This window comes from Luteibacter sp. (assembly GCF_009912395.1).
Lineage (GTDB): Bacteria > Pseudomonadota > Gammaproteobacteria > Xanthomonadales > Rhodanobacteraceae > Luteibacter.
Window position 1 is genome coordinate 52,724 of record NZ_WNDO01000022.1, and the last position, 23,477, is coordinate 76,200.

Annotated in this window: 21 protein-coding genes and 2 pseudogenes; 18 read left to right on the plus strand and 5 right to left on the minus strand. The window is 66.1% G+C overall.

The genetic code is table 11. The features are described 5' to 3' along the window. The first annotated feature begins 24 nt into the window (after positions 1-24). From GAK28_RS18030 to GAK28_RS18050, 5 genes are read left to right on the plus strand one after another with little or no spacing between them, the layout of a single operon-like run. The gene (locus GAK28_RS18030; protein ID WP_291782396.1) at positions 25-495 is read left to right on the plus strand and encodes a GNAT family N-acetyltransferase; all 471 of its coding nucleotides are present in this window, start codon (positions 25-27) and stop codon (positions 493-495) included. 44 nt (positions 496-539) lie between these two features. Then, the gene (locus GAK28_RS18035; protein ID WP_291782399.1) at positions 540-755 is read left to right on the plus strand and encodes a lipoprotein; all 216 of its coding nucleotides are present in this window, start codon (positions 540-542) and stop codon (positions 753-755) included. A 6-nt stretch (positions 756-761) separates the two neighbouring features. After that, a complete protein-coding gene (dapF, locus tag GAK28_RS18040) occupies positions 762-1,589 on the plus strand; it encodes a diaminopimelate epimerase (RefSeq protein WP_291782403.1) in 828 nt (275 codons plus the stop codon). 58 nt (positions 1,590-1,647) lie between these two features. After that, positions 1,648-2,334: a DUF484 family protein gene (locus GAK28_RS18045; RefSeq protein WP_291782406.1), complete on the plus strand. Its 687-nt coding sequence runs from the start codon at positions 1,648-1,650 to the stop codon at positions 2,332-2,334. Further along, the gene (locus tag GAK28_RS18050) at positions 2,331-3,221 is read left to right on the plus strand and encodes a tyrosine recombinase XerC (protein WP_291782409.1); all 891 of its coding nucleotides are present in this window, start codon (positions 2,331-2,333) and stop codon (positions 3,219-3,221) included. Before GAK28_RS18045 ends, GAK28_RS18050 begins: the two co-directional genes overlap by 4 nt. A gap of 33 nt (positions 3,222-3,254) precedes the next feature. Here the strand turns inward: GAK28_RS18050 and GAK28_RS18055 are convergent, their stop codons facing one another. Beyond that, positions 3,255-3,995, minus strand: a complete 741-nt coding sequence (locus GAK28_RS18055; protein ID WP_291782412.1) for a hypothetical protein — start codon at positions 3,993-3,995, stop codon at positions 3,255-3,257. Between the two features lie 168 nt (positions 3,996-4,163). On the opposite strand from GAK28_RS18055, the gene hslV reads away from it, so the two are divergent. The 9 genes and pseudogenes from hslV (at position 4,164) to rbsB (ending at position 11,918) form a co-directional block, all read left to right on the plus strand. Continuing rightward, positions 4,164-4,697 carry an ATP-dependent protease subunit HslV gene (gene hslV / locus GAK28_RS18060; protein ID WP_291782415.1) on the plus strand — a complete coding sequence of 178 codons (534 nt, stop codon included), beginning with the start codon at positions 4,164-4,166 and terminating at the stop codon, positions 4,695-4,697. Between the two features lie 4 nt (positions 4,698-4,701). Continuing rightward, a pseudogene (gene hslU, locus GAK28_RS18065) lies at positions 4,702-6,039 on the plus strand (ATP-dependent protease ATPase subunit HslU). Between the two features lie 40 nt (positions 6,040-6,079). Further along, a complete protein-coding gene (locus GAK28_RS18070) occupies positions 6,080-6,697 on the plus strand; it encodes a hypothetical protein (RefSeq protein WP_291782418.1) in 618 nt (205 codons plus the stop codon). 80 nt (positions 6,698-6,777) lie between these two features. Continuing rightward, positions 6,778-7,134: a DUF971 domain-containing protein gene (locus tag GAK28_RS18075; protein WP_291782421.1), complete on the plus strand. Its 357-nt coding sequence runs from the start codon at positions 6,778-6,780 to the stop codon at positions 7,132-7,134. 111 nt (positions 7,135-7,245) lie between these two features. Next, positions 7,246-8,142: pseudogene (rbsK, locus tag GAK28_RS18080) on the plus strand (ribokinase). Then, entirely contained in the window at positions 8,139-8,537 is a 399-nt protein-coding gene (gene rbsD, locus GAK28_RS18085) for a D-ribose pyranase (protein WP_291782424.1), read from the plus strand. Before rbsK ends, rbsD begins: the two are co-directional and overlap by 4 nt. Continuing rightward, positions 8,537-10,018: a sugar ABC transporter ATP-binding protein gene (locus GAK28_RS18090; RefSeq protein WP_291782427.1), complete on the plus strand. Its 1,482-nt coding sequence runs from the start codon at positions 8,537-8,539 to the stop codon at positions 10,016-10,018. Before rbsD ends, GAK28_RS18090 begins: the two co-directional genes overlap by 1 nt. Position 10,019: 1 nt before the next feature. Next, a complete protein-coding gene (locus tag GAK28_RS18095) occupies positions 10,020-10,964 on the plus strand; it encodes a ribose ABC transporter permease (RefSeq protein WP_291782430.1) in 945 nt (314 codons plus the stop codon). 21 nt (positions 10,965-10,985) lie between these two features. Beyond that, complete coding sequence (rbsB, locus tag GAK28_RS18100; protein WP_291782433.1) at positions 10,986-11,918, plus strand: ribose ABC transporter substrate-binding protein RbsB; 933 nt, start codon at positions 10,986-10,988, stop codon at positions 11,916-11,918. 767 nt (positions 11,919-12,685) lie between these two features. On the opposite strand, the gene GAK28_RS18105 is transcribed toward rbsB, so the two are convergent. After that, a complete protein-coding gene (locus GAK28_RS18105) occupies positions 12,686-15,148 on the minus strand; it encodes a DNA translocase FtsK 4TM domain-containing protein (RefSeq protein ID WP_291782436.1) in 2,463 nt (820 codons plus the stop codon). 287 nt (positions 15,149-15,435) lie between these two features. Here GAK28_RS18105 and GAK28_RS18110 point away from each other — a divergent pair, with 287 nt between their 5' ends. Beyond that, a complete protein-coding gene (locus GAK28_RS18110) occupies positions 15,436-17,169 on the plus strand; it encodes a PQQ-dependent sugar dehydrogenase (protein WP_291782439.1) in 1,734 nt (577 codons plus the stop codon). Between the two features lie 42 nt (positions 17,170-17,211). Here GAK28_RS18110 and GAK28_RS18115 read toward each other — a convergent pair whose 3' ends face one another. After that, positions 17,212-18,006, minus strand: a complete 795-nt coding sequence (locus tag GAK28_RS18115; protein WP_291782442.1) for an SDR family oxidoreductase — start codon at positions 18,004-18,006, stop codon at positions 17,212-17,214. Between the two features lie 80 nt (positions 18,007-18,086). Here GAK28_RS18115 and GAK28_RS18120 point away from each other — a divergent pair, with 80 nt between their 5' ends. Beyond that, positions 18,087-18,539 (plus strand): helix-turn-helix domain-containing protein, encoded by a 453-nt coding sequence (locus GAK28_RS18120; RefSeq protein ID WP_291782445.1) that lies wholly within the window; start codon positions 18,087-18,089, stop codon positions 18,537-18,539. Here the strand turns inward: GAK28_RS18120 and GAK28_RS18125 are convergent. After that, positions 18,536-19,717 (minus strand): MBL fold metallo-hydrolase, encoded by a 1,182-nt coding sequence (locus GAK28_RS18125; RefSeq protein WP_291782448.1) that lies wholly within the window; start codon positions 19,715-19,717, stop codon positions 18,536-18,538. The two genes, GAK28_RS18120 and GAK28_RS18125, sit on opposite strands and share 4 nt — an antisense overlap. Positions 19,718-19,794: 77 nt before the next feature. Beyond that, positions 19,795-20,865, minus strand: coding sequence for an NAD(P)-dependent alcohol dehydrogenase (locus GAK28_RS18130; protein WP_291782451.1), 1,071 nt, complete (start codon positions 20,863-20,865; stop codon positions 19,795-19,797). A 108-nt stretch (positions 20,866-20,973) separates the two neighbouring features. On the opposite strand from GAK28_RS18130, the gene GAK28_RS18135 reads away from it, so the two are divergent. Together GAK28_RS18135 and GAK28_RS18140 are read left to right on the plus strand one after the other, a co-directional pair. Further along, positions 20,974-21,882, plus strand: coding sequence for a LysR family transcriptional regulator (locus GAK28_RS18135; protein WP_291782455.1), 909 nt, complete (start codon positions 20,974-20,976; stop codon positions 21,880-21,882). 90 nt (positions 21,883-21,972) lie between these two features. Next, entirely contained in the window at positions 21,973-23,472 is a 1,500-nt protein-coding gene (locus GAK28_RS18140; RefSeq protein WP_291782459.1) for an MFS transporter, read from the plus strand. Positions 23,473-23,477: the final 5 nt, after the last annotated feature.

A 23,477-nucleotide genomic window follows, 5' to 3' on the forward strand; every position in this document is an offset into this window, starting at 1 on the left:
ACCCGCGCCGGAGTTCCATCCCGCATGCGTCCACCCCCGGTCACCGCCGCGGTACGCGTTCGTCGCGCCGAAGTCAGCGATCTCGACGACCTGGTCGCGCTCGAGGAATCGAGTTTCGCCCAGGACCGCCTGAGCCGCGCCCAGTACCGCAAGCATCTCGACAGCGAAACCGCCCTGGTCCTCGTGGCCAGCGCCAATCATCGCCGTTTCCTCGGCACCGCCGTGGTCTTCTTCAGGAAGGGCACGACCGTGGCCCGGCTGTATTCCATCGCCACCAAGCCCGCCGCACAGGGCAAGGGCGTGGGCTCGGCGCTGATCGAGGCCTCCGAGACCGCCGCCCGCCAGAAGGGCTGTCGGTCCCTGCGCCTGGAAGTGCGCAAGGACAACGCCGTGGCCATCCGCCTGTACGAACGGCTCGGCTACGGGAAAATCGGCGAATACCCGGGGTACTACGCCGACGGCACGGACGCGCTCCGTTTCGAGAAGCAGCTCTGAGCGGCCGCAGGGCTATACTGGCCGTCGTTTCCAGGGAACCGACCATGCGCCGATCGATCCTCCCATGCGCCCTCGTCCTCGCCACGCTCGCCCTCGCGGGCTGCGGCAACAAGGGCCCGCTGTTCATGCCGCCGCCGCCCGCACCGGGCACCACGACCGCGCCCAAGGCCGTGCCGCATCCGGCCGCCGCATCGACCGTGCCCGGACCTGCACCGACGAGCACCACGATGTCGCCGTTCAACTCCGTCATCCACCAGTAAGCCGCCATGCCTTCCCGCTTCACCAAGATGCATGGGATCGGCAACGATTTCGTCATCGTGGACTGGCGCGAGGACGCCGGCCGCGTACCCGACGCCGCCCGCATCGCGGCCCTGGCCCATCGCCACACGGGCATTGGCTTCGACCAGCTGATCAGCATCGAGCCGGCGCGCGATCCGTCCTGTGCCTTCTATTACGGCCTGTGGAACGCCGATGGCTCACCGGCCGGGCAGTGCGGCAACGGCGTGCGCTGCGTAGCGGCGTGGCTGTATCGCGACGGCGCCATCGAGCGTGACGTGCCGGTGCGGCTGGAAAGCCCGTCAGGTCCGGTCACCGTGCGCGTACTCGGCGCCGACCTGGTCACGGTGGACATGGGCGAACCCGACTTCTCACCGACCAGCATCCCCCTCGACCGGCCAGCCCACGCCACCTACACGCTCGACGTGGAGGGCGACGAGGCCAGCTTTGGCGCGGTGTCCATGGGCAACCCCCATGCCGTGCTGTTCGTGGACGACGTGACCGACCCGCGCGTGGATCGTCTCGGCCCCCTGCTTACGACGCATGCCGTGTTCCGCGAAGGTGCCAATGTCGGTTTCGCCCAGCGGCTCGGTCCCGGCCATCTGCGCCTGCGTGTACACGAACGTGGCAGCGGCTGGACCCAGGCCTGCGGCACGGGCGCCTGTGCCGCCGCCGCCGTGGCCCGCGCGCTTGGCCTGGCGGGTGACGAGGTACACGTCGATCTTCCCGGCGGCACGCTCACCATCGCCTGGCACGGCCCAGGGCACACCCTGTGGATGACCGGCCCGGCCGCCTTCGTCTTTGAAGGCGAAGTGTGACGGCGGCGTCCGAACGCGGCACACTGCGGTCAGCATGTAGCGAATGAAGGACACCCCCATGAGCGAGACCGCGATCGAAGGCAACATCGAACCAGCTGCCGTGGCGTCCTACCTGAGCCGGCATCCGGACTTCCTGGCCGACCATCCCGAGCTCGCCGACCTGCTCGTGCTACCCGCGCGCAACGGGCCGGCCACCTCGCTTGCCGTGCACCAGATGCGCGGGTTGCGCGAGAAGAACGTCGAGCTGGAGACGCGCCTGCGCGAACTCTCCACCATCGCCGGCGAAAACGAGGCCCTGATGCGTCGCGTCCACGGCCTGATGCTCGCCCTCCTCGGCGCCGGCGACATCGAGGAAACGGTACGTAGCGTGGTCCGCCGCCTTACCGAGGATTTCAACTCCGAACGTGTCCGCCTGGTGTTCTTCGGCGACCTCGCCGGATTGCCCGACGAGCCCTGGTTGCTGCGTGAATCGCGCGGCAGCGCCGGATTGCCGGAGTTCGCTTCGTTCCTGGAGCACGGCGATCCCGTCGCGGGCCGTCTCGCCCAGGAAAAATTGCATCGCCTGTTCGGCGATGAGGCGACCGATGTACGTTCGGCGGCGCTCATGCGCGTCGGGCGCGACGCCATGCTCGCCATCGGCAGCGCCGATGCCGATCGCTTCCACCCCGGCATGGGCACGCTGTTCCTCGACATGATCTCCACCACGGTGGGTTCGGCGATCGAGCGGGCCCGGAAGGTCGCGTGACACCGCGGGAGACCGTCGAGGCCTTCCTCCGCCACTTCTCGGCGGAGCGGGTGCCTTCCGCCCACACGATGGCCGCCTACCGTCGCGACCTCGGCAAGCTGCTCGACTTCATGGAGCACGAGGGCCTGACCAGCTTCGACGCGCTGGCACCCGAACGCCTGCGCAGCATGGCCGCCCGCGAGCATCGCGGCGGGCTGGCACCGAACAGCATCCAGCGCCTGCTATCGGCCTGCCGGACACTGTTCCGCTATCTCAACCGCGAAGGCCTGCTCGCCCATGACCCGGCGGCGGGTGTGCGTGGGCCGAAAGTGCGTCGCAAGCTGCCGCATGTGCTCGACGTGGACGAAGCGCGTCAGTTGGTCGAGACCACGCTGGACGATGCGCACGCGCCGCAGGACACAGCGATGATGGAGCTGCTGTATTCGAGCGGCCTGCGCCTGTCCGAACTGTGCGGACTGCGCTGGGGCGACCTCGACCTGGAGGAGGGGCAGGTCAGGGTGCTGGGCAAGGGCAACAAGACACGCATCCTTCCGGTTGGCCGCCATGCCGTCGCCGCGTTGCGCCACCTCGCCGCCCAGGGCGGTGACGCACCGGAACAGGCCGTGTTCAAGGGTCGCGGCGGCATGCCGATCCACCCGCGCACCGTGCAGAAGCGACTGAGCCTGCTATCGGCGGGATTGTCCCGCCATGTGCACCCCCACATGTTGCGACATACCTTTGCCAGCCACATGCTGGAATCGTCCGGCGACCTGCGTTCCGTGCAGGAATTGCTGGGTCATGCGGATATCGCAACCACCCAGATCTATACACATCTGGATTTCCAGTATCTGGCCAAGGTGTATGACGCCGCCCATCCCAGGGCGAAACGGAAGCCGGACGCAGGTTGACCCGCCGGCCGATACAGCTAGCGGGTCGATGTTCTACGGGTGGGTGGTCACGTTGCAGACGTGATCATCGCAGCGCAGATCCTGTTGCGATGGGCAGAACGCGAGGCTGACCTTGGATATCTCCGGAACATGCGTCGTAGCGGAAGGAAGCTGACCCTCCGGCGTGAGCCAGGTAACGCTGCTGCTCGGCATGGCCCCGCATGCAACCCCACTGACACTCGACTGGGTCCCCGTACGCGTCATCGTGGCCGTAGACGATGTCCGCGTACGAGCGATGTTCGTCTTCACGCCCGTGCTCTCGTCGGTCACCGTGGTTACCCAGAACGCCCGCAGTCCATCGATCACCTCACGCTCGATGTCCAGTCGGTAGGTGATACCGGGTTTCCAGGCGTAGGGCAGGTAGCAATTCGTAAGGACGTCGCCTTCTTCGTCACAGTCAGCCGCTCCCATGGATTCGATCCAGGTGGTGGCGCCATGTCGCGTCACGACGACACCGTGCCCTTGACCAGGGGCGGGGAGATCCGTCACGAGCTTCAAAATGAACCCGCCCGTCGCGCTGAAGGTGCCGGACTGCGACCAGGACTGCTGGCCTCCCGCCCCTGGATCGACATCGACCCTCAGCGGATAGGACATCCGGACGTACGACCCGTTGGGAAACGTCCGTGACACCGAACTCACGGTGGTTTCGGCGCTCGTGGTGGCCGCGATGGCTGAAAACGGAATGGCCGCCAGGGCAAGGCCGCAAGCGAACGCCAGGGTGAAACGAGTTGCCATGATGATTTCCTTGAAAGTGAAGCCCCTGTTCCTTCCAAAAAAGGTATCAGCGCATCGCCCCACGGTCTTTGGGGCGTAGTCTGAAATTGACGCAGGTCAATGCCGCAACGAACCTTGCAGCCCCGGATTTCCGGCCCCACCTAACGCTTCTCCCCCAAGGAACGCACCATGGAATCGATGCACGCCACGACCATCGTCTGCGTCCGCCGCGGCGACAAGGTCGTCATCGGCAGCGACGGTCAGGTCACCCTCGGCAACACCGTGATGAAGGCCAATGCCCGCAAGGTCCGCCGGCTGGGTCGCGGCGACGTGCTGGCGGGTTTCGCCGGTGCCACTGCCGACGCCTTCACGTTGTTCGAGCTGTTTGAGGAAAAGCTGGTCAAGCACGGCTACAACCTCACCCGCGCCGCCGTGGAGATGGCCAAGGAATGGCGCACCGATCGCCGCCTGGGTCGCCTCGAGGCGATGCTGGCCGTGGCCGACAGGGAGGCCTCGCTGATCATCTCGGGCAACGGCGACGTGCTCGAACCCGAGCACGGCCTGATCGCCATCAGCTCCGGCGGCCCCTACGCGCAGTCCGCCGCGCTGGCCCTGCTCGAGAACACGGAGATGGATGCACGCACGATCGCCGAAAAAGCCTTGAAGATCGCTGGCGATATCTGCATCTATACCAATCACAACGTTTCGATCGAAGAGCTCTGAGCCGATGTCCGAACTGACTCCCCGCGAGATCGTCAACGAACTTGACCGCTACATCATCGGCCAGCACGACGCCAAGCGCGCGGTGGCCATCGCCCTGCGTAACCGCTGGCGCCGCATGCAGCTCGAGCCGGGCATGCGTGACGAGGTCACCCCGAAGAACATCCTGATGATCGGCCCGACCGGCGTCGGCAAGACCGAGATCGCCCGCCGCCTGGCTACCCTGGCGAACGCTCCGTTCGTCAAGGTCGAGGCCACGAAGTTCACCGAAGTGGGCTATGTCGGCAAGGATGTGGAGTCGATCATCCGCGATCTGGCCGACATCTCGTACAAGCTCGTCCGCGAGCAGGCCAAGTCGCGCGTGCGCAGCCAGGCCGAGGATGCCGCCGAGGACCGCCTGCTCGACGGCCTGCTGCCGCGCCGCCAGGCCACCGGCTGGGACGACACCGGCAGCGCCGCGCCGGCCATCGACAGCGACACCCGCCAGAAGCTGCGCAAACAGCTGCGCGAGGGCGCGCTGGACGACCGCGAAATCGAGCTGGATTTCGCCATGAACGTCGGCGTCGAGATCATGACCCCGCCGGGCATGGAGGAAATGAGCCAGCAGCTGGGCCGCATGTTCCAGAACCTGGGCGGCAGCAAGTCGCAGAAGCGCAAGATGACCATCCGCCAGGCGCATCCGCTGCTGGTGGAGGAAGAAGCCGGCAAGCTACTTAACGACGAGGAGCTGCGCAGCCGCGCGGTGGATATCGCCGAGCAGAACGGCATCGTCTTCATCGACGAGATCGACAAGGTCGCCCAACGCTCGGAGTGGGGCGGTGCCGGCGTGAGCCGCGAAGGCGTGCAGCGCGACCTGCTGCCGCTGGTCGAGGGCTCCACCGTCTCCACCAAGTACGGCTCGATCAAGACCGACCACATCCTGTTCATCGCCTCGGGCGCGTTCTCGCTGGCCAAGCCGTCGGACCTCATCCCCGAGCTCCAGGGCCGCCTGCCGATCCGCGTCGAGCTGAGCGCGCTGTCGGTGGACGACTTCAAGCGCATCCTGCGCGAGCCGAACAACGCCCTGACCAAACAATATGTTGCGCTGCTATAAACCGAGGGCGTGAACCTCGAGTTCACCGAGACCGGCGTGGACCGTCTGGCCGAGGTCGCCTTCCAGGTGAACGAGCGCACCGAGAACATCGGCGCCCGCCGGCTGCACACGGTCATGGAACGGCTTCTGGAGAAGATCTCCTTCGAAGCTGCTGACAAGTCCGGCGAAAAATACAACATTGACGCCGAATACGTCGATAAAAACCTAGGTTCGCTGGTCAAGGACGAGGACCTGAGCCGTTACATCCTCTGAACATGGATAGGGCCCTCCCTCTGCTAAGCTATTGACCATTATGGGCAAGGTTATCCAACTCAAAACGAACGGCCAGCGGGCGTCCCTGCGTGAAGCACAGGACAACCGCCAGCTGATTCGCATCTGGCGCGGCGAACTCGAACACGGCAGCTTTTGCGGCTACGTGGGCGGAGTCGGCCGCGAGTTCTTCCTGCTGTGGGTGGTCGGCGACGGCGTGAGCTACGACGGCAAGTACATCATGCGGCATCGCGACATCTCCGAATTCGAGGCGCCGGACAAGCATGCCGGGTTCCTCGAGAAGGCGATGGCCCTGAAGAACATCGTGCCGTCGCCTCCGGAGAACTTTCCGCTGGAGGACATCAGCCAAGTGGTGAAGGCCGCCTCCGCGATGGCACCGGTGATCGGCGTGCACGTCGACAGCGAGGACGAGGCGGAGGTCTGCTACATCGGCCGCCTGGTCAGCGTGGAAGACGACGGCTTCAACATGCAGGAGATCACCCCCGACGCGGAATGGCTGCGCGAGCCGTCGTTCTTCTCGTGGGACGAAGTCTCCACGGTGAGCATGGAAGACTCCTACGCCATGTCGCTGCTGGCCGTGGCGGGCGATCCCCCGCCGCTGGAGCAGGGCACAGGCGGCGGTTTCGGCCACGCTCCCTGAGAACCTGTGTAGGAGCGCGCTTGCGCGCGATGCTCTCCCGGAGATCGCGCGCAAGCGCGCTCCTACAACGATAAGTCCCCATGTCCCGCCCGCGCCCCCTCGACATCACCCTGCACCAGACCTCCCGCGCTCTCGAGGTCGTGTTCGACAACGGCGAGAACTTCCGCCTTCCCTACGAATACCTGCGGGTGAATTCGCCCAGCGCGGAAGTGCAGGGCCATGGGCCGGGCCAGAAAGTTCTGGTTTCCGGCAAACGCCATGTCGGCGTGAGTGCCGTCGAACCCACCGGCCACTACGGCGTGCTGATCCGCTTCGATGACGGTCACGCCAGCGGCATCTTCGGCTGGGACACCCTCTACGACCTTGGCCGCGCCTACGACACCGCGTGGCCCGCCTATCTCGCCGAACTCGACAGCCGGGGCCTGACCCGCGGATGAGCGCACGCGCGTGAAAGCAATACGCACACGCAAGGCGTATATTTGCGCGCCATCCCGAACCCACCGGCGAACAGCGGACGTTCCAAGGTCTTCACCCCGGAGCACCAAGGCATGACGCGAATCGTCGTCGTAGGCAGCATCAACATGGACCTGGTCACTCTCGCGCCGCGCTTTGTCGACCCGGGCGAAACGCTGACCGGCGACCGCTTCCTCACCATCCCCGGCGGCAAGGGCGCCAACCAGGCCGTGGCCGCGGCGCGTCTTGGGGCGCAGGTCGCGATGGTCGGCAACGTCGGTGACGACGCCTTCGGCCAGCAGCTCTACGACGGCCTCAAGGCCGAAGGCATCGATGTCAGCCACGTCTCCCGCGTCGACGGCGTGGGCAGCGGCACGGCCTCGATCACCGTGGCCGGCGGCGAGAACCAGATCGTCGTGGTGCCCGCCGCCAACGGCAAGGTCACGCCCGCCCAGGTGTAAGCCGCGCGCGACACGATCCGTGGCGCCGACGCCCTGCTGGTCCAGCTCGAAATTCCGCTCGACGCCGTGGACGCCACCCTGCGCATCGCCCAGGAAGAAGGCGTGCCGGTGATCCTCAACCCCGCGCCCGCGCAGCGCCTTCCGGTGGAATGGCTGCATCGCGTGCGCTTCCTCACGCCCAACCAGCACGAGCTCGCCACCGTGCTCGACGCACAGGGCGACATCGATTTCCGCGAACTGATGCGTCGCGCGCCTTGCCCCGTCGTGCTGACCCGTGGCGAGGACGGCGCCTGGTTCCGGGACACGGACGACGAGCCGCGCCACCAGGCCGGTTTCAAGGTCGACGCGGTGGATAGCACCGGCGCCGGAGACACCTTCAACGCCGCGCTCGCGGTGTACCTCTCCGAAGGCCTCGACGTAGCGGTGCGCAAGGCCTGCGCTACCGCCGCGATCGCCGTCTCCCGACTGGGCGCCCAGGGCGGCATGCCGCGTGCCGAGGAGGTCGCGGCATTCCTGGAGAAGCATGCATGAGACGTAGCGGCCTGCTGCACGCCGAACTCAACCGCGTCATCGCCGCGATGGGCCACACCGACACGCTGGTGATCGGCGACGTGGGCCTGCCCGTGCCGCCGGGCGTGCCCTGCATCGACCTCGCGGTGCTGCCGGGCACGCCATCGTTCGCGACCGTGTTCGAGGCGGTGTACGCGCAGTTGGCGGTGGAAAGCGCCACCGTCGCCAGTGAGATCCGCTCGCGCAATCCCGCCATGGTCGTCCTGCGCGACCGGCTGGAAGGCGAGGGCGTACATGTCGACGAACTGCCGCACGACGACTTCAAGCGACTCTGCGCACGCGCGGTCGCCGTGGTGCGTACCGGCGAGACCGCGCCGTACGCGAACGTGATCCTGCATGCGGGCGTGACCTTCTGATGAACACGCCACTTGTCCGGATGCGCGATATCCACAAGGCCTTCGGACCGGTGAAAGTGCTCGAAGGCGTGGCCTTCGAACTGCTCCCGGGCGAAGTGCACGCCCTGATGGGCGAGAACGGCGCGGGCAAATCCACGCTGATGAAGATCCTCACCGGGATCTACGCGCCGGATGCGGGCTCGATCGAGGTGGACGGCCAGCCCGTCACCATCGCCTCGCCCGCCGACGCCGAAAAGCATGGCATCGCCATCATCCACCAGGAACTCAACCTGATCCCGTCGCTGAGCGTCGCGGACAACCTGTTCCTCGGCCGCGAACTGCATCGCTTCGGCCTGCTCGACCGCAAGGCCATGGCGACGCGCGCGAAGGAATGGCTGGCGCGCGTCGGCATGGAGCGGCTCGATCCCGGCACGCTGGTGGAGCGCCTCTCCGTCGGCCAGCAACAGATGGTGGAGATCGCCCGCGCACTCGGCCAGAAGGCGCGCGTGCTGATCATGGACGAGCCCACCGCCGCGCTGACCGAGCGCGAGACCAACACCTTGTTCGCGCTGATCCGCGAACTGCGCGCGCAGGGCACGGGCATTGTCTACGTCTCGCATCGCATGGAAGAGATCTTCGCCATCTGCGACCGCATCTCCGTGCTGCGCGACGGCCAGTTCGTCGGCACCCACCCCATCCCGGGCCTCGGCTTCGACGAAGTGGTGAAGATGATGGTCGGGCGCACGCTCGATGCACGCTTCCCGGAACGCACGCCGAACATCGGCGCGGTGCGCTTGAGCGTCGAACACATCGGCGGCGGCATCGTGGACGACGTGAGCTTCGAACTGCATGCCGGTGAAGTGCTCGGCGTGGCAGGCCTCATGGGTGCGGGCCACACCGAACTTGCGAGACTGCTTTTCGGTCTCGACAAGCTACAGGCCGGCCGCGTCACGCTCGACGGCAAGGTGGTGACGCCGAAGACGCCGAGCGAGGCGATCCACGCCGGTTTCGGTTTCGTCACCGAGGATCGCAAGGCGCAAGGCCTCGTACTCGACATGAGCCTGCGCGAGAACGTCAGCCTGCCACGCGTGCCCGCGCGCGGCGGTCTCGTCGATCGCCCGGCCGAAAAGAAACAGACACGCGGCCTGATCGACGCGCTGAAGATCCGCACCCGCGACATGGAGCTGGACGTGCGCGCACTGTCCGGCGGCAACCAGCAGAAGGTCGTGCTGGCCAAGTGGCTGGCGCTCAAGCCACGCGTGCTCATCCTCGACGAGCCCACGCGCGGCGTCGACGTCGGCGGCAAGGCCGAGATCTACCACATCATCAATCAACTCGCGGAACAGGGCGTGGCCATCCTCATGATCTCCTCGGAACTACCGGAAGTGCTCGCCATGAGCGATCGCATCCTGGTCATGCACGAAGGCCATGCGACGGCCCTGCTCGATGCCCACGGCGCCACCCAGGAAGCCGTGATGACCGCCGCGACCGGAGGCAAGTGACATGACGCAGCAAATCGACTGGAGCCGCGTGGCGCCACTCCTCCAACGCCTCGGCTCGGTGATCGGCCTCGTGCTGCTCTTCATCGTGCTTTCGGTGATGAGTCCCGACTTCCTCACCACGGGCAACCTGCTCACGGTGTTACGCCAGGTCTCGATCAACGCGCTGATCGCCTTCGGCATGACCTTCGTGATCCTCGCTGGCGGCATCGATCTTTCGGTGGGCGCGATCCTCGCCTTCACCGGCGCGATCACGGCGGGCCTCATGGCGGCCGGCCACGGCATGGTGCTCTCCGTCGGCGCGGGCCTCGGCCTCGGCCTGGTGCTGGGCATGCTCAACGGCGTGCTGGTGTCGTGGGGCAAGGTGGCGCCCTTCATCGCCACGCTGGGCACCATGACCCTCCTGCGCGGCCTCACGCTGTCGTACACGCAGGGTAGCCCGATCCCGGTGACCAACTCGGGCTTCGCGCTGCTGGGTGGCGGGTATGTCGCCAACCTCATTCCGTTGCCCGTGATCCTGATGTTCGTGGCCTTCGCGGTCTGCGGTTTCCTGCTGCGCGGCACGGTGTTCGGTCGCCACGTGGTCGCCATCGGCGGCAACGAGGAGGCATCGCGGCTCTCCGGCGTGCGCCTGGCACCGATGAAGCTCGCCATCTACGGCCTGTCCGGCCTGCTTTCCGCCTTCGCCGGCATCGTGCTCACCTCGCGCCTGTATTCGGCGCAGGCCACGGCGGGCGAGGGCTATGAGCTGGATGCCATCGCGGCGGTGGTGCTCGGCGGCACCAGCCTCGCCGGCGGTCGCGGCTGGCTGTTCGGCACGCTGGTCGGCGCGCTGCTGATCGGCTTCCTCAACAATGGCTTGAACCTGCTGGGCGTAAGCTCGTTCTACCAACAGGTGGTCAAGGGCATCGTCATCCTGATCGCCGTCCTGCTCGACCGGCGCCAGTAATCACCACGAGGGACACATCCCATGCGCAAACTCAGTTTCTTCGCCGCGGCAGCGGCCACGCTCCTCGCCGCCTGCTCGCAGCAGGGTCCGGGCGAATCCGCGCCTTCGGCATCGACCTCGGCCGGTGGCGGCGCGTCCGGCACGCCGGTGATCGGCCTGGCGCTGTCTACGCAGAACAATCCGTTCTTCGTCGAACTGAAGAACGGTGCGGAAAAGGCGGCCAAGGACGCCGGCGTGACCCTGACGGTGGTCGACGCGCAGAACGATCCGGCTCGCCAGATCTCGAGCGTGGAAGACCTGATCCAGAAGCATGTCTCGGTGATCCTGCTCAACCCCACCGACTCCTCCGCGCTCGCGGGCGCCGTGCAGTCCGCGCAGCGCGCGAACATCCCGGTCATCACCCTCGACCGCGGCGTCGACGGTGCCGACGTCGCCTCGCATATTGCTTCGGACAACATCGCCGGCGGCAAGATGGCGGCCGACTTCCTCGCCAAGCAGCTCGGCGGCAAGGGCAACATCATTGAACTGCAGGGCGTGGCCGGTACCTCGGCGGCCCGTGAGCGCGGCAAGGGGTTCGACGACGCCATCGCCGGCACCGGCCTGAAGATCGTCGCCCAACAGCCCGCCAACTTTGATCGCGCCCAGGGCCTCTCGGTCAGCGAGAACCTGCTCCAGGGCAACAGCGACGTCCAGGCGATCTTCGCCCAGAACGACGAAATGGCTCTCGGTGCCGTGCAGGCCCTGGCCGGCAAGAACAAGAAGGTGCTCGTCGTCGGTTTCGACGGCACGCCCGACGGCAAGACCGCCGTGCAGAACGGCACCATGGCCGCCACCGTCGCCCAGCAGCCGGAAGAGATCGGAAAGCTCGGCGTCGAGACGGCGAAGAAGCTCATCGACAAGCAGCCGGTGGACAAGACCATCGCGGTGCCGTTGAAGCTGCTCACCAAGGAATAAGAAGAACGGGCCGAAAGGCCCGTTTTTTTATGGTCTGGATGACGACCCTGGCGAATTCCACCCAGATGGCTTCCTGTTGTCGACTCCCTTGATGATCACCACGTTTCTTTCCAGGAATCTCCACCAGGAGCCCTGGAAGCGATATCCGGAAAACGTGCGCATCGCGGCCAGGTTGAAGGCGAAGCTCTCCGACGACTCCGGTGTTTCGACATTCCACGGCTTACCCGATGGCGTAAGACGGAATTCAATCCGAACACATGCCATCGTTCCTTCATTGGTGGGGTATTCGCCAACCGTCGGTTCCACGGGTTTGGCGTAAAGAATTTTCCGTTCCGTACTACGGATTTCCTGGCGATACTCCGTCTCGCCACAATTGTGGGCGGATACGACTCCGCTGGCAGTACATAGAATGAAACACACTTCGATGAGGTGTCGTCGCATATGAATGTCATGCCTGAACGTTGGCGAATGATCGCATGGAATAGCGAAACCCCATCGTTTATTTCCGCCGCTCAATGTCCCGGCGAAGCGGGAGGAAACTGATCTACCGTTGCCTCGAAAACAACGTGTTTCAGCAATCAATTCCCGGTATGAGTCGAATCCACACCGCGTAGCGGCGCTAGACATCGAAGGCAAGACCATACCAAGCAAGAAGACCAGCTTGCGCGGTTTCACATCTTGTCTCGGATTCTATTGAATCGCGGTACCGCTATACGTACAGCGTGCAGGAATCCCACCGTATTAACGGCAAGGATTCCCTACGTTGATCAATCCTGCGGCGCGGGAGCCACCACTTCGCGCTGACCGTTGATACCCATCGGCGAGACGATGCCCGCGCTTTCCATCGCTTCGACCAGGCGTGCGGCGCGGTTGTAGCCGATGCGGAACTGGCGCTGCACGAACGAGATCGACGCCCGACGCGTGCGCAGCACGAACGCCGCTGCTTCGTCGTAGAGCGGATCGAGTTCCGCATCGATGCCGTCTTCGCCCGGCTCACCGTCCATCGCGTCACTCGCCGGACCAGCGAGGATTTCGTCCTTGTAGTCCGGTTCGCCGAACTGCTTCAACCAACCGACGATGCGGTGTACTTCCTCGTCGGCGACGAAAGCGCCGTGGATACGCTGTGGATAACCGGTGCCCGGCGGCAGGAACAGCATGTCGCCTTGGCCGAGCAAGCTCTCGGCCCCCATCTGATCGAGGATGGTGCGCGAGTCGATCTTGGACGACACCTGGAAAGCGACGCGCGTGGGGATGTTCGCCTTGATGAGGCCCGTGATGACATCCACCGAAGGACGCTGCGTCGCAAGGATGAGGTGAATCCCTGCCGCACGTGCCTTCTGCGCGAGGCGGGCGATCAGCTCTTCGATCTTCTTGCCGGCGACCATCATCAGGTCAGCCAGCTCGTCGATCACCACGACGATCATCGGCAGCGTGTCGAGATGTTCGGGTACTTCCGGATGCGCAGGGAACGGATTGAACAACGGCTTGCCGATCGCGCGCGCCTCGCGCACCTTCTGGTTGAAGCCGGCAAGGTTACGCACGCGCAGATCGGACATGACGCGATAGCGGTTTTCCATCTCCGCCACGCACCAGTTGAGCGCGTTGGCCGCGAGCTTCATGTCGGTGACCACGGGCGCCAGCAGGTGCGGAATGCCTTCGTAGACCGAAAGCTCCAGCATCTTCGGGTCGATCATGATCATGCGCACGTCTTCCGGCGTGGCCTTGTACAGCATCGACAGGATCATGGCGTTGACCGCCACCGACTTGCCCGAACCGGTGGTGCCGGCGACGAGCATGTGCGGCGCCTTCGCAAGATCGGCCACCACGGGTTCGCCGGTGATGCCCTTGCCCATGGCGAGCGTGAGCAGCGAATCCGAATCGCGATACTCACGCGAATCGAGGATCTCCGACAACGCGATCATCTGGCGCTGTTCGTTCGGCAGCTCAAGGCCCATGCAGGTCTTGCCGGGAATCGTCTCCACCACGCGGATGGAACTGCGACCGAGACCGCGCGCGAGATCCTTCATCAACGCGACGATCTGGTTGCCGCGCACGCCGACGGCGGGCTCCACTTCGTAGCGCGTGATGACCGGACCGGCGGAGGCACCGACGACCTGCACCGGCACCTTGAACTCGCGCAGGCGTTGCTCGATCAGCTCGCCGGTTTCCGCGAGGTCATGCTCGGAGATCGCCTGGTGGTTGTGCGTGGCCGCCGCGAGCAGGGTGATCGGGGGAATGCCGACCGGCGTGCTGGTGGCGGCACGTAGCGCGCGGACCGGCGTCAGCGTGACGACCTCGGCCGACACGGACGCGGACGGGCTTTCGTCGTTCGCGGCGATCGCGAAGCGGGACACGGGAGCCACGGACGGTGCGGGGGAAGCCACCGGAGACGATGCGATCTCTTCCGGCTCGATGGGTGTCGTGGGGATTTCCCTGGGTGCGGGCGGCGGGACGATCTCGTGCCGCGTCTCCATCGTCACAACGTCTTCCAGTACCTCTTCGATGTGATCTTCCGGCGAGGTGGCCTGCGCCATCGCGCGCGGCGCGAGCCAGGGTTCGCGGATCACGGCATCGTCCTGCACACGATGTCGTGGTGGCACCGGCGTGGAGATCGAGGGACGTGGGTTGTGCGACGCATCGCCATGATGCGGTGCTTCAGCGGCAGGGATCAGCTCGGCACGCACCGGCTTGGTAGCCGGCGCCGGTTTCTTCATCGGCGGGGAAGCGCGCCCGCGACGACGGGCCGGTGCGCGATTCGCGCGTCGCACCGCGCCCGAGGCGCGACGCGTCGAGGGGCCGCGTGAGGCGGATCGCGAAAACACGCGACCGGTGATCGCGATGGCCAGGGCGCCCAAGGGTTCGAGCAGGCTCGTGGTGGCACCGAACATCCGCCCCCAGGGGACGCCGAGGTACCAGGGCAGGGTGAGCACGAGAAGCGCCAGCGCGACCAGGCTGCCGATCATCGGGCCCGGTACGGTGCCGACCGCACCGCCGAGCCAGCGACAAACGGCACCGCCCACCTCCGGATCGTCCGTGTAATGGGCGATCACCAGGCCTTCGAGAGTGGCGCTGGCCAGCAGTACGAGGGCGAAGCTCGCCCAGAAGCGAATGGCGCCCGGACCCACGCCCGGCTGCTGCCGACGACGCACCAGCGCCACGGCGGATCGCCAGAGCAGGGGAAGCAACCAGACAGTGGAAAGCCCGAAGGCGCCGAACACGAAGGAAGCCATGCCTTACCGAGAAAGGGGAGAGAATCGAGCAAGCGCGATAGTTTAGCGTGCATTTGTGCGAAACGTCGTGCAAACCGACGCTAACCCACTGTCCGGCCTATGGGGCTTGGTCTCTGGTTCACGATCACATCGACCGCCTGCCTGGCGTGAAAGTAGGGCGCTTCCGGCAGGCGAACGCGAGAAAATGCGAAGCGGTCGCGATTTCCCGCATTCGCGCGTTTTTTGATCAAAAAGTGATGGCAAGGCTGACGTAGCTTCGTCGGACCTTTCCGTGTCCGGAGCCTGCCATGCGTCGTATCCGCCCGATCATGCTCTTGCTAGCCGGGGTCGTAGCCGCCCCATGCGTTCTTGCCCAGACGCCGCCCGTCAATCTCGCGCTCAACCGGCCCGTCGTCGCCAGCAGCACCGAGAACCCCGTCGCCTTCAAGGCCGAGAACGTCAACGACGGCCGCACGGACACCCGCTGGTCCTCCGCGTTCTCCGATCCGCAGTGGGTCGCGATTGACCTGGGCAGCGTGCAGCAGGTCAACCGCGTGGTGCTCGACTGGGAGCGTGCGCACGCCACGATGTATCACATCGACGTATCGACCGACGGCCAGAGCTGGCAGCCGGTGGCGAGCAATCCCACAAGCAAAGGCGGTATAGAGACGCTGGACTTCGCGGCCGCCAAGGCGCGTTACGTGCGCATGTACGGCCTGGCGCGCAACACCCAGTACGGATATTCGCTGCTGGAATTCCAGGTGTTCGGCCCCGACGGCTCGTCGACCGATCCGGGTAATCCCGGCAACCCCGGCGATCCGGGTAACCCGGGCGATCCCGGCAACCCGCCGCAGAATCCGGGCAACGGACCGACCACGTCGTACAACGCGCGCGTCACCGGTGCACAGACGGAACCGCCGGCACCCTTCGTCATCGCCGATGTCGCGTCGTTCAACAATCCCTGGGGCCTGGACTTCCTGCCCGACGGCCGTGTTGTCGTGACGGAGAAGAGCGACCACATGTACGTGGTCACCACGGCGGGCGCGAAGACCTCCATCACCGGGCTGCCCGTGTCGGTCGGCGTGAATGGCGGTGGCGGCCAGAGCGGTTTCCACGATGTCGCCGCGTCGCCGACCTTCGCTCAGGACCACACGCTGTGGTTCAGCTACGTGGCCAAGGCCGCCGATGGCAACAACCACCTGACCCTGGCGAATGCCCGTCTGAACGAATCGGCCCAGGGCGCGTCGCTGTCCAACCTCAAGGTGGTCTGGCAGGAACCGTCGAACTACTCGGTGCGGGGCCAGCCCGGCGCGCGCATCGCTTTCGCACCGGATGGCCAGCATGTGTTCCTGTCCGTCGGCGATGGCGACATCCCCGATGCGAAGGGCGACCGTGGCTTCACCGCGCAGCTGCCGAACAGCGGCCTGGGCAAGATCATCCGCCTGAACCTCGATGGCAGCACGCCGTCCGACAACCCGAATGGCTCACAGGCGGGCGTGGCGGGACAGATCTGGGCCAGTGGTTTCCGCAATCCGTACGGCCTGGCCTTCAGTGCCGATGGCAAGCTGTGGGAAACCGAGATGGGACCGGCGTCGGGTGACGAGTTCAACCTCATCGTGAAGGGTGGCAACTATGGCTGGCCGCTGGTCAGCAACGGCAACCACTACAACGGCGATGCCTGGATGCCGGGCCAACCGTACCCGCGTCACGACACGGCACCGCAGTTCGTGCAGCCGGCGGCGTACTGGGGCTGGTTCCCCACCACCAACTCGATGTCGCCGTCGGGTCTGGCCTTCTACAACGGCAACCTGTTCCCGCAGTGGAAGGGCTCGGCGCTGCTGGGCTCCACCTCGTCGATCGCGCTGTACCGCGTGATCCTCGATGCGTCGAGCAACGTGACCGGCGTGGAACGCTACGGCCGCGACGCGAAGGGCACCTACACCGGTAGCGTGCGCGCGCTGAAGGTCGCCGCCGATGGCAGCATCTGGTACGTGCGCGGCGGTGGCGACGGCATGCTCCGTCGCATCACGCCCAAGCCGTGATCGAAGGACGGTCGCGGGCCACGCCCGCGACCGTCTCCGGCGTCATGCGCGATAGCGCGGCGCCACGTCCTTGTTGGCCAGCAACGGCGCCATGGTCAGCCGCGCCTGGTCGTAGGCCGCGTAGTGGCCATCGTCGTGCAAGGTGGGAAGGGTCACCACTTCGCCACGGTCGTAGCCGAGCAGGGCCGCGTCGACGAGGTCGGCCGTCTCCATGACCTTGCCTGGCATCAGCGCGTCCACATCCTTGCCCGACTTCTCCCAGATCTCCGAACGCGTGGCGCCCGGCAGCACGGCCTGGGCGCGCACCTTCGTGTCCTTCAACTGGCTCGCCAGGCCCAGGGTGATGTTGACCACATGGGCCTTGCTACCACTGTAGATGCCGTCGAACAGCTCCGGCACCAGCGCCAGCACCGAGGCGATGTTGATGATGCCGCCCTTGTCGCGCGCCTTGAACGCCTTCGCGGCCACCGCCGAGAGCAAGGTGGGCGCGGTGATATTCACCGTGACCAGTTGTTCGATGGCAGCGGAGTCGTTGTCCAGGATGCTGCCCTGGAGCGAGACGCCCGCGTTGTTCACCAGCAGGGTGATCGCCTCGTCCGTCGCGAGCCGCTGCTCGACGGCGTCGATGCCGGCGCGATCGGACAGGTCGGCGCGCAGCACCTCGACCTGGCGGCCCGTGCGGTCGCGCAGTTTCGTGGCGAGGGACTCGAGCCGTTCGGTACGACGGGCCACGAGGATGAGGTCGTAGCCGCGATCGGCCAGCCGCTCGGCATACACCTCGCCGATGCCGCTGGAAGCGCCCGTGACGAGCGCGGTGCCCTTGGTGGAAGCATTCATGGAAGTCTCTCCGTACCAGTAGATATCAAAATGATAGTGACTGCGTTGCGGTACGATAGTGACGTCGCTACCATAATGCAATGGACCCCGAGAAACTTTCTTCCGGCACCTGCCCGATCTCCCGCGGCCTCGCCCTCGTCAGCGACGCCTGGAGCGCCCTGATCCTGCGCGACGCAGGGTGGGGTATGACCCAGTTCGACCAGTTCCGGGCCAGCCTCGGCATCGCGCCCAACATCCTGTCGCGGCGCCTGAGGGCGCTGACCGAGGCCGGCGTGCTGGAAAAGCGCCGCTACAGCGAGCGGCCCCCGCGCGACGAGTACGTGCTGACCCAGGCCGGCAGGGAGTTCCTGCCGATCCTCGCGACCATCGGGGAGTGGGGGCGCCGTCATAACGGCTGCGGCACGCCGCTGAGCCACCTCGTCGACGACGAGACCGGCGAGCGGGTGAAGGCGATCGTGGTGGACGAGGCGACCGGCCGCCGCTTCGAGCAGTTGCCGGTGCGGCTTGTCATGCCCGAGGGCTTTGACGCCTAGGGGCAGGCCTGGCTGGCGAACCTGTTGGCTGGATCGCCATGATGCGTGGCGATGATGGGCGTCTGCTCCGCCGTATGCCAGGGAATCGACGGCCACCAGCGCGCAATCGTGGGATGCGTCGTCGGCTCCACGGCCTGGCCGGGTTCGGGAACCAGCACGTCCACATTGGCGCATCGCGCGGCGGCGAGCACGCGTTCCGGCGGCTCGGTCCAGGCATGGTGCGCCAGCTTCACGAGGCCCCAGTGCACCGGAATCATCGTACGTGCGCGCACCTCCTGGTGCACCCGCACGGCCTGCTCGGGGCCGAGGTGCCAGTCCGGCCACTGCGCGTCGTACTGTCCTGTCTCGATGAGGCTCACGTCGAAGGGGCCGAGGCGTTGACCGACATCAACGAAGGTGTCGTTCATGCCGGTGTCGCTGGAATAGAACACGCGATGGGCCGGACCGACCAGCGCATAGCCTGTCCATAGCGTATGACCGCTGTTGCCGGAGAGGCGCCCGGACGCATGGCGCGACGGCGTGGAGACGATGCGCAGGTCGCCGACCATCGCTTCCTGCCACCAATCCAGCTCGGTGATGTGATCCGGCGGCACGCCCCAGTCCTCAAGGTGCGCACCGATACCCAGTGGCACGATGAAGCGCACGCCACGCGCGTTGAACGCCTGCACCGATTCGCGATCCAGGTGATCGTAATGATCGTGCGAGATCACCACCACGTCGACGCGCGGCAGGTGCTCGATGGATACCGGCGGCGCATACCAGCGCTTCGGCCCCAGCCAGGAAAAGGGCGACGTGCGCTCGCTCCAGAATGGATCGACGACGACGTTGACGCCATCGATTTCCAACAGCATCGACGAATGTCCGAACCAGCTCACGCGAAGGCCGCTGGCCGGCGGCATGCGGTAGACCGCCGAGGAATCCACCGTGGGCACCGGCGCCGTCGGCTCCTCGCCGGGCTGCGATTCGAACAGTTGCAGGATGCCGCCCTTGAGGTCGATGAACATCGGCTGCGGGTTCGCGAAGCGTCCGTCGTCCCACTGCGGTGAGGTTTCGTCGCGGACAAGATGATCGCCCTGCGACAAGGCGCCGATGTTCGACCAGGCGGTGAGCGCGAGGGCGCCGAGGACAACGATGAGAAGGGCGAAAACGATCGCCAGGTATCGGAAGAAGCGCTTCAACGGAACGGTTCCAAGGATCTGCTCCGCGGAAGATACCCGTTCCGGACCGTCCACGGACGGCCCGGAACGGGAATGGATCACGCTGCGGCCGGCGCGTCCTTCATGGTCGCCATGTCGATGACGAAGCGGTAGCGCACGTCGTTCTTTACCAAGTGCTCGTAGGTCTGGTTGATCGACTTCATGTCCACCACTTCCACGTCGGAGACGATGTTGTGCTTGGCGCAGAAATCCATCATCTCCTGCGTTTCGGCCATGCCGCCGATCGCCGAGCCGGCCACCGAACGACGCGGCAGCATCAGGCCGCCGCCGAACACCGGATCGACCGGGGTGAGCACGCCCACCAGCACCATCACGCCGTCCAGCGCCAGCAACGCGATATACGGGTTGATGTCGTGGCTGACCGGGATGGTGTTGAGCAGGAAGTCGAAGCTGGCGGCGGCCTTCTGCATGGCTTCGGCGTCCTTCGAGACCAGCACGGCGTCGGCGCCCAGGCGCTTCGCGTCGGCACCCTTGGCTTCGGAGGTGGTGATCATGGTGACGTGCGCGCCCATGGCCTTGGCGAACTTCACGCCCATGTGGCCAAGGCCGCCCAGGCCGATCACGCCGACCTTCTTGCCCGGGCCGACCTGGGCCTGCCAGTGGCGCAGCGGCGAGTAGGTGGTGATACCGGCGCACAGCAGCGGGGCCACGGCCTTGAGATCGAGATCCTTGGAGATCTTCACCGCGAAGCGCTCCTCGACCACGATCGCGGTGGAGTAACCGCCCTGGGTCGCCGTCTTCTTGTCCTGCTCGGTGCCGTTGTAGGTGAAGCTGGTGTGGTTGAGGCAGTACTGCTCCAGGTCGCGCTGGCACGACGCGCATTCACGGCAGGAATCGACCATGCAGCCCACGCCGGCGATGTCGCCGACCTTGAACTTCTTCACTTCCGCACCCACCGCGACGACGCGGCCGACGATCTCGTGGCCGGGAACCATCGGATAGACCGAATTGCCCCAGTCGTTGTGCGCCTGATGCAGGTCCGAATGGCAGACGCCGCTGTACAGGATCTCGATGTGGATATCGTGCGCGCCAACGGCCCGGCGCTGGAAATTGAACGGGACGAGGGGGGACGTGGCGTCCTTGGCGGCGTATCCGCGTACTTCGAACATGGGTGTCGTCCCTCAGTCAGGGGTAGGAAGCCGGTAACCATAAACCTTCAACAATCAAGCGATCCAGCGAGATTTCTGCAACGTATCATTGAGATATCCTAGATAATCATGCGCACCGACAATCTCTCGCACCTCGCCGCCTTCGCGGCCGTCGCCCGCCATGCGAGCTTCCGCAAGGCCGGCGTCGAGTTGTCGCTGTCCACCTCGGCCATCAGCTACGCCATCCGCGGCCTGGAAGAGCAGCTCGGGGTCACTCTTTTCCACCGCACCACCCGCAGCGTCTCCCTCACGGAGGCCGGCCAGCGCCTGCTCGAAAGGCTGCAACCGGCCCTGCGCGACGTGGGAGAGGCCCTGGCCGAGATGAACGAGTTCCGCGCCACGCCGGCCGGCACCCTGCAGATCAACATGCCCCGCGTCGCCGGCCACCTGCTGCTGCCGCCCATGCTGGCGAATTTCCTGCGCCGCTACCCGGACATCCATTTCGAGGCCGTGGACGACGACGGGATGATCGACATCGTGGCCGATGGCTACGACGCCGGCGTCCGCCTGCATGAATCCGTGCCCGAGGACATGGTGGCCGTACCCTTCGGCGGCGTGAAACGCAGCACCTGCGTCGCCTCGCCCGAGTACATCGCCGCCCGCGGCATCCCGAAGCACCCGTACGACCTGCTCTCCCACGACTGCATCCGCTTCCGCTTTCCCAGCGGGCGGCTCTACAAATGGGAGTTCGAACAAGGCGACAAGAAACTGGATGTCGACGTCAGGGGCCGATGCACGTTCGGCGACTTCGATTACGCCCTGAACGCCGCACTGGCCGGTGTCGGCTTCTTCCTCGTGTTCGACGAGCAGGTGGAATCCTTGGTCCGACAGGGCCGCCTGGTGCAGGTGCTGGACGACTGGTTGCCGCCGTATCCCGGCTTCATGCTCTATTACCCGCGCCAGCGCCGCGTGACCTCGGCGCTGCGCGCCTTCATCGACCTGTTGCAGGAACTGGGTCCGGGCCTGGGAAGGGATTAGGCCAGGCCTAACCAAGTGCCATTCCAACGGCAATGCGATGAACGTGGCCGGCTGCTGGAATGGTGCTCCCTTCACCGCCTTCGTCGCGCCATGAACGCTTCCGCCCAACGGGCCATCCTCATCGTCGCCTCCGCCGGATGCGCGCTCACCGTGCTCGACACCAATGTCGTCGGTGTGGTGCTGCCCACCATCGCGCGCGACCTGCATGCCTCCTTCGCCGACATCGAATGGGTGATCAGCGGCTACGTGCTGTGTTTCGCCTCACTGCTGCTGCCGGCTGGCGCCATCGCCGATCGCTACGGCCGCAAGCGGGTGTTCCTGCTCGGCCTGTCGCTGTTCGGCCTGTCCTCCGTGGCCTGTGGCCTCGCGCCCACCGCGCCCCTGCTTTACCTGGCGCGCGGCGCGCAGGGCGTCGGTGCCGCGTTCCAGCTGGCGCCAGCGCTGGCGATCATTGGCCATGCCTTCACCGAGGCGAAGTTGCGCGCGAAGGCCTGGGCTGTCTGGGGCACCGTCATGGGCCTCACCATGGTGCTCTCGCCGCTGATCGGTGGCCTCATCAACCGCTACGTCGGCTGGCCGTGGGCCTTCCACATCAATGCGCCGATCTGCTTCCTGCTGGGCCTCGCGGTGCTGCCGATCGTCCCCGAGTCCCGCGACCCGGTGCCCCGCACGCTGGATCTGCCGGGCATGCTGCTGTTCGCCTCGGCGATGTTCTGCCTGACCTGGGCCCTGATCGGCGGCCCGGCCGATGGCTGGACGAGCCGCGCCGTGCTGCTGCGCCTGGCCGGCGGCCTCGCGCTGGCCGCGACCTTCATCCTCGTGGAACGGCGGCGTGCGCATCCGATGTTGGACCTGTCGCTGTTCCGTGGCGCGCCCTTCGTGGGCTCGGTACTGGCGATGTTCGCCTACGCCGCGGCGGCCCAGGTCATGGCGTCCCTGCTGCCGTTGTTCCTGCAGAACGCCCGCGGCGACGACGCGCTGGGCGCCGGTGTGGGCATGCTGCCGTTTGCGCTGGCCATGCTGGTGTTCCCGCATGTCGGTCGTCGGCTGGGCCAGACATTCGCGTCCCATGAGGTGCTCACGCTGGGCCTCGTGGTGACCGCGCTCGGCAACGCCATCCTCGTCTATGCCGCGGCGGGGGGAGACGCCGCCTGGCTCATCGGAGGCATGGCGGTGCTGGGCAGTGGTGGCGGTCTCCTTAACGGCGAGACCCAGAAGGCGATCATGGGCACGGTTCCGCCCGATCGCGCAGGCATGGCCTCGGGTATTTCCACCACGGCGCGCTTCGCCGGAATCCTGCTCGGCTTTGCCACCCTGGGTGCCGCCCTGGCTTCCGGCGTCCACGACGCCGCGAAGGAGCGCTTCACGAAGGCAGGCTTCGTCCTGCCGGACGGTGCGCTCGACCGCCTGGTGGTCGGCGACTTCGAGCAGGCACGGGCTGGGCTGCCCCATTTGCCCGCCGCGACCTTCGACGCCCTGGCCCATGCCAGCTACGGCAACGGCTTTGCCCATGCCTTTCTGGTGGCGGCAGCTGTGGCGGCCGCGGCGGCGCTGGCGGTGTACGAGTGCATGAAACGACGCGGTGGATGAGCGGG